The sequence below is a fragment of the Microbacterium sp. KUDC0406 genome, from assembly GCF_021582875.1.
In the GTDB taxonomy this organism is placed as follows: Bacteria; Actinomycetota; Actinomycetes; order Actinomycetales; family Microbacteriaceae; genus Microbacterium.
Map to the genome: position 1 here is coordinate 278,040 of NZ_CP091138.1, position 12,533 is coordinate 290,572.

Genomic DNA, 12,533 nt, shown 5'->3' on the forward strand with positions numbered 1-12,533 from the left:
ACGCGGGGTCAGGCCGCCGCGAGCCTTGCCTTCTCGCGCGCGTTCACCGCGGCGAACAGGCGGTTGCGCTTGGTGTTCTGGAAGGCGGCACAGCGCCAGCGGTCGCCCTCACGCACAAGCACATAGGTCTGCACCTTGTCGTGTCGGACAGCGCGGTCGTGACGGACAGTGCGGTCGTGACGGATGCGGCGCGCCTTGCCTATCCCGCCGTCAGTGACGACCACGGCGACATCCTCTCCGAGCATCCGCACGTCGAGGACGGACATCGACATGCGGCTGCCGCGCTGCCAGCGCTCGAAGACCGGCACGTGATCGGCGCGGATCTCCCCGCGCCCGCTGCTGATCAGCCCGGCGAAGATCACGTAGCTGGCGTCCTCGGTGAACTCCGCAGCATAGGCGTCGGCGTCGCCGGCGTCCCAGGCGGCACGGATGTTGTCGAGCGTCTCATCGATGCCCTGGGGGTACTCGTTCATGTCATCTCCTCTTAATGCAGATTGCAATAAGAAAATCGTGCAGGATGCGCTAAGTTGTGTCAAGCCCTAGACTCGCAGGCGTGACCGAGCAGAATCGCCCGCTGACCCGCGCCGAGCGCGACCTGCCGGCGTTGACCGTGCTCGCTCTGCTCACGGTCGGGCCGCGGCACCCCTACGACATCCACCGCTTCGTCGTCGAGACCCGTAAGGACTTCGTCACCGGCGCTCCGCGCAGCATCTACCACGCCGTGCAGCGGCTCGAGGCTGCTCATCTCATCGAGCCGATCGGTTCGGAGCAGGCCGGGGGCCGCCCGGAGCGCACCGTGTTCGCGCTCACCGAGGCAGGTCGCGCGGAGGCGCGCAGACGGGTGTTCGCCCTGCTGTCGACGCCGCAGGCGGATCGCACGGTGACTGTCGCTGCGCTGTCGTTCCTGGGCATTCTCGCTCGGGACGACGCCGTGGTCGCCCTGCACGCCCGCGTCGCCGCGTTGGATGCCGCCATCGCTCTGGCGGCATCTGATCTCGCCGGCGGCGGCCGATGTCCCGCCGATCCTGCTCATCGAGGCGGAGTACGACCGGCATCAGCTCGCCGCCGAGCGCGAGTGGTTCGCCGGCATCGCCGAGCGCCTGGATTCCGGTGAGCTCGGCTGGCTGCCGTCGTGACCGACTATCCCGCCACGATCGCCGCCGCCGTCGACCACGAGCTGGTGATCAAGAAGTCCCGGTTCCTCGCCCATGTCGCCCCCGTCTGCTCTCCTGAGGAAGCCGATCAGGTGATCGCCGCGATCAGAAAGCGGTACTGGGATGCCAGGCACAACTGCTCGGCGCAGGTCACTGGCCTGCGCGGTGACCGCGCCCGGTCATCCGATGACGGCGAGCCGGCCGGTACCGCCGGCATGCCGATGCTCGAAGTGCTGCGCCGTCGTGAACTGACCGATGTGGTAGCCGTCGTCACGCGCTACTTCGGCGGCGTGAAACTGGGAGCCGGTGGACTGGTGCGTGCATACTCGTCCGCGGTCTCGGAGGCGCTCGATCTCGCCACGCTGAGGGATCGGATGCTGCTCTCGCAGGCGACGGTCGCCGTGCCCCACGCCGAGGCCGGCCGGTTCGACAACGCGCTGCGCGAGTGGGTGGACGCGCACGGCGCGGTGCTCGGGGAGACGGCGTACGGAGCCGACGCGGCCTTCGAGGTGTGGGCGCCGGCCGCCGCGCTTCCGGTGCTCGAAGCCGACGTCGCCGCGCTGTCGGCCGGGGCGTGGCATCCGCTCGTCACGGGCGCCTCGCGCGTGGTCGACGCGCCTCGCGCGTGATCGACGTGCCGCGCTGATCGGGGCTCAGGCGGCTGGCGGCGCGGGTGCGGTGCGACTGAGCGCCACTGGCGGGAGTCCGGACGGAGGGGCGAGATCGACCCGCCGCGCGTCGCATGCCGCGCAGCGCACGTAGCGGATCTCCCCGCCGGACGTGCGGTGCCGGGACTCGAGAATCCAGCCGTGCTCGTGGGACGACAGGGTGGCCGGAGCGGCGGGGACGAGCGTGCGCGATGCGGTCATGCCTCCACGATGATGTAATGCTCTTATGCATCTCAACCCTTACGGGGAGTACGCCGTCCTGCTCGCGGCCTCGCTCGCGAACGACTGGCCCGCCAGCAGGGCCGGGATCGAGCAGCGCACCCGGGACTACGGGATGACGATGCTGTTCTCGACCGCCGATGACGACCTCGACGCCACGCGGAGAGTGCTGGACGAGTGGCTGCGCGTCGTGGACGCGGACACCGCGGCGGAGCGCGCGGCTCTCCTGAACGGTCAGATGGCGGCCAGGGGCGCCTATCCGCAGCTCACCGATCACGACGGCGAGGGCTGGCATCTGCACTACCGCGACGATGCGGCCACCCTGCCGCTCGTGCTCGGCGCGGTCTTCAGCGTGGGGACCGCCCTGCACCTCGCAGGTCGCGGGATGGGACGGCTCGGCAGATGCGCCGCCGAGCCTTGCCGCAACGTGGTGGTCGACGTCACCCGCAACGGCCGGCAGCGGTACTGCTCGCTGCGCTGCGCGAACCGCGACGCGGTGCGCAGGCATCGGGCGCGGCTGGCCTGACCCGGCGGGTCAGGCCAGCCAGCCGCGCTCCTCCGCGATGCGGGCGGCGTCCGCGCGGGTGCGCGCCTCGAGCTTCTGCATGGCCGAGGAGAGGTAGTTGCGGGTGGTTCCCTCCGACAGGTGCAGCTGGGCGGCGATGTCGGCGATCGTGCCGCCACCGCGGGCGGCCGACAGCACGTCGGTCTCGCGCGGCGTCAGCGGGGACTGCCCGGCGGTGAGGGCATCCGTCGCGAGCGCCGCGTCGATCACACGGTCGCCGCGCATCACCCGTCGCACCACGTCCGCCAGCTCCGCCGACGGGGTGTCCTTCACCACGTAACCGGTCACGCCGGCCGCGAGCGCGCGGGACAGATACCCGGCGCGGCCGAAGGTGGTCACGATCACGACCCGGATGCCGGGCAGCTCCCTGCGCAGCAGCGCGGCCGCGCCGAGCCCGTCCATTCCCGGCATCTCCACGTCGAGCAGGGCGACATCGGGGCTGTGCTCGCGCGCGGCATCCAGCACCTCGTCTCCGCGCCCCACCTGGACGACGACCTCGAGGTCGTCCTCGAGGGAGAGCAGGGTGGCGAGAGCACCGCGCACCAGCGCCTGGTCGTCGGCGACGAGGATCCGCACCGTCATGCCGTGACCTCCAGCAGGAACCCGCCGCGACGCGAGCGTCCGACGCGCAGCGTGCCGCCGGCATCCCGCACCCGCTCGGCCAGGCCGTGCAGGCCGTTGCCGGCGCCCTCGGCGCCCTCCGCCGGTCCGATGCCGTCGTCCTCCACCGTGATCCGGTGCGGGGTGAGCGTGACCCAGCACTGCCGCGCCTGCGCATGCCGGATGATGTTCGTTGCGGCCTCGCGCAGCACCCATCCGAACAGCTCGCGGTTCCGCTCCGGCACCTCGTCCGTCGTCGTGGGCAGGTGTGCCGTCAGGCCGGATGCCGGCAGCAGGGTGCGCAACGAGGCGAGTTCGCTCGCCACCCGCACCTGCCGGTAGCCGGAGACCACCGCGCGCATGTCGCCGAGAGTGGAGCGCGCGAGCGTCTGCACCTCGCGGATCTCCTGAGCCGCCGCGTGCGGGTCGCGCTCGGAGAGCGCTGCGGCGAGGTCGGCCTTCACGGCGATCGCCGACAGCGAGTGCCCGAGGATGTCGTGCATGTCCCGCCCCACCCTGTTGCGCTCCTCTTCCACGGCGACCGCGGCGAGCTCGTTGCGGGTGGCGTGCAGCAGCCGCACGGTGGCGATGTTGCGCGCGAACGCGGTCATCAGCACACCCGTGGAGAGGATGATCAGCGGCATGGTCCACGCCGGCAGGTCGCCGAGCGGATGCCAGACGGCGAGGCCGTATGCGGTGAGCGCGAGTGCTGCCACGATCAGCAGCGAGATGCGCGGGCGCATCAGCGCGATCGCGTAGGCCACGGCGACATAGGCCCACAGGCCGGTGAACCCGGAGTCGAGATCGAGCGCGAACGCTGCCGACACGAGCAGCAGTGCAGTCGGCGGCACCCACCGCCAGCGGTCCGGCATCGACATGGCTATCGGCGCGGAGACGAGGAACAGCGCGATGAACACGATGAGCGCGATGGTCCACAGCGTCGCCGTCCGCGCGGGCTGATCCTGCACCATCGGGATGAGGAAGAACGGCACCGTGAAGCTGATGCTCACGGAGGCGCCGGCGTACCAGCGCCGCGCACCGGGGGCGATCAGCGCATCGCGCAGCCAGGCGATGCCGCGCACGGGTGCGGGACGGCCGGCACCCGCGACCGAGCGCTCGTCTCGCGGAGCGGGGATCCAGACGGAGCTCCGTACGGCGTGCTCGACAGCGCGGTGCAGGGCATCGCGCTCGTCATCGCGGGTCTCGCTCATCCCCTCATCCTCTCGCGCCTTCCTGCTCTGCCGAAACCGCACGCCCGCGCCGAGACTGCGGCGTTGCCGCCACGTCTCGGCGCGGGCGTGCGGTCTCGAGGTCACACCCGCTTCGTGTCCCGGCGGAACATCATCACCGCGAAGCCGGTGAACAGCACGAACCAGATCAGCAGGTTCGGGATGGCCCACGGATCGGGTGCCACGCCGATGATGGCCGACTGCGACAGGTCTGCGATGCCCCAGACCGGGGTGAACTTCGCGGCGATCTGCAGCCCCTCGGGCATCAGGTAGAGCGGGTAGAACAGGCCGCCCATGAAGCTGAGGATGGGCAGGATCGGACCGAGGTAGCGCATCGCGTTCTGAGCCGGGAACGCGTAGCCGACAGCCAGTCCCAGGCTGGTCATCATCAGCGAGCTGAGCCAGGCGAGCACACCGGCGAGCAGCAGGTTGCCCAGCGGCGCCGTGATGCCGAGCGAGGTGCCGATGATGAGGGTGACGACCACGGCGATGCCGCCGAGCACTAGACCGCAGAGCACCTTCACGAGGATGTACACCACGGGGTTCAGCGGGGTGAGCCGCAGCTGCCTGCTCCAGCCCTGGGTCCGTTCGGCGGCGACGCTGACACCGGTCATGGTGCTGGCCATCATGGCGCCGTACACGGCCATCGAGATCATGATCGGCACCGCGGCGGACAGACCGCCCTGAGCGACGGGAACGTCGGTGATCGCCTGATCCTTGTTCGGGATGCCGATGAGCACGAGCATCACGATCGGGAAGATCAGCGTGAAGACGATGACCGTGGAATTGCGGAACAGGCGCTTGAGCTCGACCGACAGGAACGTCCAGCTGAAGCCGCCGTTCGCGGGGCGGCGGGCGGACGGGTCGATCGCGTCGAGGCGTGCGAGGGTTGCGGCGGTGGTCATGTCATTCTCCTTCGACGGTCTCGCCGGTGAGGCGCAGGAACGCCTGCTCGAGGTTCTGGCTGGTGATGGTCACGTCGTGGGCGTCCGTGTGCCCGAGCAGATAGCGGGCCACGGCATCCGAGTCTCCGGAGCGCACGATCACGCGCGTTCCGCGCACTTCGACCGAGTCCACGCCCGGCAGCCGGGACAGGGCGGTCTGATCGGCGTTCGCCCACTCCGCCTCGACCGTGCGGCCCGAAGCCATCGCCTTGATCTCGGCGGTGGTGCCGTCCGCGACGATCCGCCCCCTGCGGATGAGCACGATGCGGTCGGCGTACTGGTCGGCCTCCTCGAGGTAGTGCGTGGCGAAGAGCACCGTGCGGCCGCGCTGCGCGTCGGCGTGGATGGCCTGCCAGAACGAGTGCCTGCCCTCCACGTCCATGCCGGTCGTCGGCTCGTCGAGCACGATCAGCCCGGGATCCGAGACCAGGGCCATCGCGAAGCGCAGGCGCTGCTGCTGGCCGCCGGAGCACTTCGACACGCGCCGGTCGGCGATGTCGAGGATGCCGGCGCGCTCGAGCGCCGCATCGATGCCGGTCGTCTGCGCGAACAGCGATGCGGTGAGCTTCATCGTGTCGCGCACGGTGATGTCGCTGAGCAGGCCCCCCGTCTGCATGACGGCCGAGACGAGGCCGCGGCTGATCGCCTGCCTCGGGGTGAGACCGAACAGGCTGACCTCGCCGCGGTCGGGCTGCGAGAGCCCGAGCAGCATGTCGATCGTGGTGGTCTTGCCGGCGCCGTTGGGGCCGAGGAACGCGACGACCTCGCCCTGGCGCACCTGCAGGTCGACGCCGTCCACGGCGGCGACGCCCTGGAACGCCTTGCTGAGGCCGGTGGCCTCGATCGCGAGGGGCGCCGGCGCGACGGATGCCTGCGGTGCGGTGCTCGTGGTGGTGGCTGTCTGTGTCATGACTCCAGTCTTCGGCAGCCGGGCGGCACCACGTCATGAACGATGTCATCGATAGGCCATGACATCCGTCATGGTCTCGGAGGCCGCCAGTGCTCAGGCTCGAGGCACACGGTGTTCGTCAGGGGGCGCCATGATCTCACCAGTCCGCTTCGGCGACCGCGGCGGGGCGGATGCCGGCGTCGTAGACCCGCACCCAGGATGGGTGGACGGCGACCACGAGGAATCCGTCTGCGAAAGCCCGGGAACCGGGGAAACGACGCTCGTACGCGCTGCCGTACCGTTCCCGCTGCGCGCCGGTGGCGATGATCGCGGACCCCTCGGCCTGCACGCTCACGTCGCCCGCGCTCACGACCACCGCGACGCGGTCGTTCGTGCGCAGGTTGTCGACCTTGCGCGCGGCATCCGGCGTGTTGAAGATCAGGGTGCCGTCCTCGAGCGCCGCGAGGCCGACCAGGGCGGCTTCGGGGCCGCCGGCGGGGGAGACGGTCGCGACGACGCCGCATCCGATCCCGTCCGCGAAACGGGCGATCGAGGCGGGATCGTGCGGATCGGGGGCTGTCGCAGGGGGCATGATCGAGACACTAGCGAACGTCGAACACCGGCATACGCCGGATGATGACACGGTGGGCCCCGTGGGGCTCGAACCCACGACCCGCGGATTAACCTGCCACTTCGGCTTTCGCCGCCGCCCGGGTGGGCGTTCGTGGTCTGGACTGTCCCTTCACCCTGGCTTTCGCTTTAGGTGCCACCCGTCCAGTCTCTACACCTTCCGGACTCGCGTCCGGCTTGGCTCGGGATTGCCATCTGGTCTCCCAGGAAGGGTTCCCCGACTTTGAGTGGTGTCATCCCCGGGGTTTCCCCCGAGGCGCTCCTATTCTGTTGAAGTCCGATGCTCTGCCAACTGAGCTAGAGGCCCGTGTCCATCCAGTCTAGGGGGAAGGAATGGGCACACCGTTCGGGCAGCGCGCGTACCCTGGGGCGATGCCTGCACAGTTCCACCGTCCCGAGCGCCGCCCCTCAGCCGCCTTCGACAACCTGGTCGGGTCGCATGACCCGGCCGAGGAGACGCGGATCGCGCACGTCACGGCATCCGCCCTGCTCGCGCGCGTGCGCGCTGACGACAGCGGCGTCAGCGCCGAGCGGTTGATCGCCTACACGGACGAGCACGGCATGGACGAGATCGCCGAGCTGTGGTCGAAGGCGACCTCGCGATCCCTGCCGGGCGCACTGTGGCGGCTGTACCTCGTGCAGGCCGCGATCCACGGCGATCCGACGACGACGGCGCTGCTCTACGAGCGCGGCCGAGTCGAGCTGCACAGCGCGGATGCCGTGATTGCGGGCGCTCCCGCTCCCGCGAGCCCCGAGGAGCTGGTCGGCCTGATCGACACGATCATGCGCGGAGCGTTCCGCGGTGACTTCGCCGTCGCGCTCGACCGCGCCGCCGCGTTCTGTCGCGTGCAGGCCTCCGGAGCCACGCACACCGCGGACGACTACGAGGTCACCGAGCCGGACCGCGCGAGCGACCTCACCCACCGGGCCGCGCGACTGAGTGCCTACGCCGACGATCTCACCGCCTGCGCGAGGGCCTGGCGCGCCGGCATGCTGACCTGACCCCGGTGTCGTCGGTCGGGAACCACAGATCGATCAGGCGGCCTCCGGCGTGTCTGGACCCGTGCGGGCGATGACGCGCCGGATGGTGGGCGTCCTGCCTGTGGCTTCCGGCCCGTGACCGGTGGTGGTGGCTGGTGGGGTGGGGTGGTCGGGTCTGACGATCCGGGTGGGCGCCGGCGTGTTGCGGCGTGTCCGGGCGGCGACGCGCCGGATGGTGGGCGTCCGGCCCGTGACCTCCGGCGAGGACGACCGAGCCCCGGACCTCAGCGCGGCCTGAGCAGGAAGGCGTTGATCTCGGCGGTCAGCGGGTCGATCGGCAGCTCGCGATCGTCGATCGAGATGATCGGCGCGGCCAGGCGCACGCTGGACACCAGCCATGCGGCATCCGCCGTCGCGAGATCGGATGCCGGGATCTGCGCATACTCGGCGTCGAACCCGCGCTCGGTGAGGTGCTCGTAGACGCTCAGCTGGGTGGTGCCGTGCAGGATGCCGGCGGACGGCGCCGGTGTGACGAACCGGTCGCCGAACCGCAGGATGAGCGAGGCTGTCGGGGCCTCCAGCACGAACCCGTCCGAGCTGAGGAACACCGCATCGTTCGCGCCGCGGCGGTGCGCCTCGCGGATCGCGGCCATGTTCACCGCATACGACAGCGTCTTCGCGCCCAGCAGCAGCCAGGGCGCCCGCTCGGCGGCTCCGATGTCGTAACCGCGGTCGAGAGTGACGACGCGGATGCCCTCGGTGCGCGGCACGGTGAAGTCGCCTGCCTTCGCCGCCGTGGCCCACGCCGTCGGCGTGGGACCGTGCTCGATGCCGCGGCTGAGGATGAGCTTGATCACGGACTCTCCCCGGGGGCACTCGGCCGCGGCGACCGCGACCGCCTGCCGCCACTGCTCGAGGTTCGGGGCGGGCAGCTCGCACAGTGCGGCGGAGTGCGCCAGGCGCTGCACGTGGGCCTCGACCTCCTGAGGGTGGCCGTCGACGACGCCGATCGACTCGAAGACGCCGTCGCCGCGCTGCGTGCTGAGCTCGCCGACGCTGAGAGCGGGGGCGGAGGCATCCACCGTGCGGAACGAGTCGGAGTAGTCCGCGCGCTCCTCGTCGGCATCGGCGGGCACGATCATGAGGGCGAAGCGGGTGACCATGAGACGAGCTTAGATCTCCGGGAATACCTCAGCGCGAGACGCGTTACACTTGATCGGCCGGGCCGCATAACCCCGGGCTCCAACTTCTGCCGCTGCGAGCGGCCTTCCGCCGAGAGGCGTTCTTGCGGCCCGGTCTTCTCATGCCCGCCGGTGCGCTTCAGAGCATGGCATCCTCGTGCCGGGCGTCCCGCAGCGGCGAGAACAGCACGACGAACGCGGCGACCAGGAAGACGGCCGCACCGATGCCGAGCGTCACGCGGTACCCCAGGAAGGTCATGAGCACGCCGGTGAGGAGCGCTCCGAAGAAGAACACGACGCGGTTGATGGTGCGGATGGTGGAGTTCATCCGTCCCTGCACGCGGTCGGGGGCGACGGCCTGACGGTATGAGATGTCGTTGGTGTCCTCGATGCCCATCGCCAGGCAGTAGACGAACTGCGCCACCGCGGCGAGGGTGAGCACGAGCGCGGTGCCGCTCGCGGCGGTGAGCGGCACGACGGAGAGCAGCAGCCAGGGGACCACCACCAGGGCGCGGCCGAGCAGGATCGCCCGCCCCGCACCCCACTTCGCGCCGACGGCCGGGGCGATCAGCGCCCCGAGGAAGCCGCCGGCCCCGCCGACGGCGAGGGCGACGCCGTAGGCCCAGCCCGGCAGATCCAGCTCGCGCAGCACGAACACCGCGAAGACCGTCGTCACGACGCTGTTGCCGAGGAACCAGACGTGCACCGAGAGCGCGAGCGGGCGGAGCGTGCGATGCCGGTACGTGTACCGCAGGCCCTCCGCGATGTCGTGTCCCACGTGGCGCCCAGAGGAACGCGGCTCGGGACGCGACTCCTGCACGGGGATCCGCCACTGCAGGATCGCCGCGACGGCATTGATGATCGCCTCGAAGGTGAACAGGAGCGACGTGCCCACGAGGTGCAGCAGCGCTCCGCCCAGGGCGGGCCCTGCTGTCTCGGCGACGGTCTGGCTCTGCCCGAGGCGTGCGTTGGCCATCACCAGCTGGTGCTTCGGCACGATCCGGGGCAGCAGCGGCTGCGCGGCGGAATCGGCGAACAGCGTCAGCACGCCGAGCACCAGGACGACGGCGGCCAGAGACCAGAATGTGAGCGTGCCGGTCAGCTGCAGCACCGGAATCGACGCGAGCGCCAGCGCTCGGCCGACGCTGGTGATCACCAGCGCGCGCTGACGGCGCCAGCGGTCCATCAGCGCGCCGACGATCAGCCCGAGGAACAGGTAGGGAACGACGCCGAGCGCGCCCAGAAGGCCGATCTGCATCGGCGTCGCGTCGACGATCGTGACCACCACGATCTGGAAGGCGACGCCGGCGATCGCGCCGCCGAAGGCGCGGATCGTCGTGGCGCTCCAGAACAGCGCGAACGGACGCGCGCGGAGCGGCTCCCGCGGACGGGCGGCACCGGGCCCGGTGTCAGGCTCAGCCTCATCGCCCATGCCGTCAGCGTATCGGGCGGGCAGCCGACCTCAACTTCGGATGCGGCAGACGACACGCCGACAGAACAGACGGATGCCGCGGCGTGTCAGCCGGCGGCATCCGAAGTCGGGGACAGGGAACGAAAGGGGAGAGACCGACCCTTACCCGAACCGCCCCGACACGTAGTCCTCGGTCGCCTGCACCGAGGGGGTGGTGAAGATCGTCGCGGTGTCGTCGTACTCGATGAGCTTGCCCGGCTTGCCGGTGCCGGCGATGTTGAAGAAGGCGGTGCGGTCGGACACCCGGCTCGCCTGCTGCATGTTGTGCGTCACGATCACGACCGTGTACTCGTTCTTCAGCTCGCCGATGAGCTCCTCGATCGCGTAGGTCGAGATCGGGTCGAGGGCGGAGCACGGCTCGTCCATGAGGATCACCTCGGGTGAGACCGCGATCGCGCGGGCGATGCACAGACGCTGCTGCTGGCCACCGGAGAGGCCGGACCCGGGCTTGTCGAGGCGGTCCTTGACCTCGTTCCACAGGTTCGCGCCCACCAGAGAGCGCTCTACCAGCGCGTCCTCGTCCGACCGCGACATCCGCTTGTTGTTGAGCTTCACGCCCGCGAGCACGTTCTCCTTGATCGACATCGTCGGGAACGGGTTCGGGCGCTGGAACACCATCCCCACCTGGCGACGCACCAGCACCGGGTCGACGCCCGGGGCGTACAGGTCGCGGCCATCCAGCAGCACCTCGCCCTCGACACGCGCACCGGGGATGACCTCGTGCATGCGGTTCAGGGTGCGCAGGAAGGTCGACTTGCCGCATCCGGACGGGCCGATGAAGGCGGTCACGCTGCGCGGCTGGATGTCGAGGGAGACGCCCTCGACGGCGAGGAAGTCGCCGTAGTAGACGTTCAGGTCGTTGACTTCGATGCTCTTGGACATATCGGGATCCTTGTCTGAGAAGGTACGCTCAGCGGCCCTTGGCCGGGGCGAAGAAGCGGGCGATGAGGCGGGCGATGAGGTTGAGCGCCATGACGATGAGTATCAGGACGAGCGCGGCGGCCCATGCCCTGTTCACGTACGCCTCGGGCGGGATGCCCTGGTTCATGTACTGCGTGTAGACGAACACCGGCAGGGTCATCATGCGGCCGTCGAACAGGTTGTAGTTCATCGATGCGGTGAATCCGGCGGTGATCAGCAGCGGTGCGGTCTCGCCGATGACGCGGGCGATCGCCAGCATGACGCCGGTGACGATGCCGGCGATCGACGTCGGCAGCACGACCTTCAGGATCGTCAGCCACTTCGGCACGCCCAGCGCGTAGGACGCCTCGCGCAGCTCGTTCGGCACGAGGCGCAGCATCTCCTCACTGGAGCGGACCACGACCGGAACCATCAGCACGGCCAGCGACAGCGCGCCCATGATGCCGAGCCGGATGCCGGGTCCCATGATCAGAGCGAACAGGGCGTAGATGAACAGGCCGGCGACGATCGACGGGATGCCGGTCATCACGTCCACGAGGAACGTGATGCCGCGCGCGAGGCGACCGCGGCCGTACTCGACGAGGTAGATCGCGGTGAGCAGGCCGATCGGGATGGAGATCACGGCCGCTGCCAGGGTGATCTCGACCGTGCCCATGATCGCGTGCAGCGCGCCGCCGCCCTCGCCGACCACGTTGCGCATGGAGTTGGTGAAGAACTCCGCCGACAGCCCTTTGACGCCGTTCTCGATGACCGTGATCGACACGGAGATCAGCGGCACCATCGCGAGCAGGAAGGCCCCGCTGACAAGGCCGGTGACGACCCGATCGGTGGCCTTGCGTCGGCCCTCGACGAGTGACGAGATCACGGCGACGAGCACGATGTAGAGCAGCGCGGCGACGATCAGTGCACCGGCGATGCTGAACCCGTCGCCGCTGATGGCGACCACGCCGAACACCGCGCCCGAGACGACGAGGGAGAGACCGAGCAGGGCCCATGGCGCCCAGGAGGGCAGGTGTCCGTTGGTGATGCGCAGGGCGGCCGGCGCCGGGGCGACGGGCGGGGGAGTGGCGGTGAGGGTCAT

At 70.0% G+C, this 12,533-nt stretch carries 14 protein-coding genes; 4 read left to right on the plus strand and 10 right to left on the minus strand.

The features are described 5' to 3' along the window. Nucleotides 1–8 precede the first annotated feature (8 nt). On the minus strand, nucleotides 9–473 hold the full coding sequence (locus L2X99_RS01470) for an SgcJ/EcaC family oxidoreductase (RefSeq protein WP_236125363.1): 465 nt from the start codon (nucleotides 471–473) through the stop codon (nucleotides 9–11). Between the two features lie 80 nt (nucleotides 474–553). Between L2X99_RS01470 and L2X99_RS01475 the strand changes: the two genes are divergently transcribed. The 3 genes from L2X99_RS01475 to L2X99_RS01485 all read left to right on the plus strand — a co-directional run bounded on the left by L2X99_RS01475 (nucleotide 554) and on the right by L2X99_RS01485 (nucleotide 2,567). After that, nucleotides 554–1,114, plus strand: a complete 561-nt coding sequence (locus tag L2X99_RS01475) for a PadR family transcriptional regulator (protein WP_236135540.1) — start codon at nucleotides 554–556, stop codon at nucleotides 1,112–1,114. Between the two features lie 18 nt (nucleotides 1,115–1,132). Then, on the plus strand, nucleotides 1,133–1,783 hold the full coding sequence (locus L2X99_RS01480; RefSeq protein WP_236125362.1) for an IMPACT family protein: 651 nt from the start codon (nucleotides 1,133–1,135) through the stop codon (nucleotides 1,781–1,783). 265 nt (nucleotides 1,784–2,048) lie between these two features. Beyond that, nucleotides 2,049–2,567 carry a CGNR zinc finger domain-containing protein gene (locus L2X99_RS01485; protein WP_236125361.1) on the plus strand — a complete coding sequence of 173 codons (519 nt, stop codon included), beginning with the start codon at nucleotides 2,049–2,051 and terminating at the stop codon, nucleotides 2,565–2,567. A gap of 9 nt (nucleotides 2,568–2,576) precedes the next feature. Here the strand turns inward: L2X99_RS01485 and L2X99_RS01490 are convergent, their stop codons facing one another. From L2X99_RS01490 to L2X99_RS01510, 5 genes are all read right to left on the minus strand, one after another. Beyond that, complete coding sequence (locus tag L2X99_RS01490) at nucleotides 2,577–3,188, minus strand: response regulator transcription factor (protein WP_236125360.1); 612 nt, start codon at nucleotides 3,186–3,188, stop codon at nucleotides 2,577–2,579. Then, entirely contained in the window at nucleotides 3,185–4,417 is a 1,233-nt protein-coding gene (locus L2X99_RS01495; protein ID WP_236135541.1) for a sensor histidine kinase, read from the minus strand. The genes L2X99_RS01490 and L2X99_RS01495 overlap by 4 nt, the downstream gene beginning before the upstream one ends. Before the next feature lie 101 nt (nucleotides 4,418–4,518). After that, on the minus strand, nucleotides 4,519–5,340 hold the full coding sequence (locus tag L2X99_RS01500; RefSeq protein ID WP_236125357.1) for an ABC transporter permease: 822 nt from the start codon (nucleotides 5,338–5,340) through the stop codon (nucleotides 4,519–4,521). A gap of 1 nt (nucleotide 5,341) precedes the next feature. Continuing rightward, on the minus strand, nucleotides 5,342–6,289 hold the full coding sequence (locus tag L2X99_RS01505; RefSeq protein WP_236125356.1) for an ABC transporter ATP-binding protein: 948 nt from the start codon (nucleotides 6,287–6,289) through the stop codon (nucleotides 5,342–5,344). Between the two features lie 136 nt (nucleotides 6,290–6,425). Next, nucleotides 6,426–6,860: a pyridoxamine 5'-phosphate oxidase family protein gene (locus tag L2X99_RS01510; protein WP_236135542.1), complete on the minus strand. Its 435-nt coding sequence runs from the start codon at nucleotides 6,858–6,860 to the stop codon at nucleotides 6,426–6,428. Between the two features lie 410 nt (nucleotides 6,861–7,270). Between L2X99_RS01510 and L2X99_RS01515 the strand changes: the two genes are divergently transcribed. Continuing rightward, the gene (locus L2X99_RS01515) at nucleotides 7,271–7,900 is read left to right on the plus strand and encodes a DNA-directed RNA polymerase subunit beta (RefSeq protein WP_236125354.1); all 630 of its coding nucleotides are present in this window, start codon (nucleotides 7,271–7,273) and stop codon (nucleotides 7,898–7,900) included. Nucleotides 7,901–8,163: 263 nt separating this feature from the next. Here L2X99_RS01515 and L2X99_RS01520 read toward each other — a convergent pair whose 3' ends face one another. The 4 genes from L2X99_RS01520 to pstA all read right to left on the minus strand — a co-directional run bounded on the left by L2X99_RS01520 (nucleotide 8,164) and on the right by pstA (nucleotide 12,533). Further along, the gene (locus L2X99_RS01520) at nucleotides 8,164–9,042 is read right to left on the minus strand and encodes an aminodeoxychorismate lyase (protein WP_236135543.1); all 879 of its coding nucleotides are present in this window, start codon (nucleotides 9,040–9,042) and stop codon (nucleotides 8,164–8,166) included. Nucleotides 9,043–9,199: 157 nt separating this feature from the next. Continuing rightward, nucleotides 9,200–10,492, minus strand: coding sequence for an MFS transporter (locus L2X99_RS01525; protein ID WP_236125353.1), 1,293 nt, complete (start codon nucleotides 10,490–10,492; stop codon nucleotides 9,200–9,202). A 141-nt stretch (nucleotides 10,493–10,633) separates the two neighbouring features. Further along, nucleotides 10,634–11,413 carry a phosphate ABC transporter ATP-binding protein PstB gene (pstB, locus tag L2X99_RS01530; protein WP_157310602.1) on the minus strand — a complete coding sequence of 260 codons (780 nt, stop codon included), beginning with the start codon at nucleotides 11,411–11,413 and terminating at the stop codon, nucleotides 10,634–10,636. Between the two features lie 28 nt (nucleotides 11,414–11,441). Further along, entirely contained in the window at nucleotides 11,442–12,533 is a 1,092-nt protein-coding gene (pstA, locus tag L2X99_RS01535) for a phosphate ABC transporter permease PstA (RefSeq protein WP_236135544.1), read from the minus strand.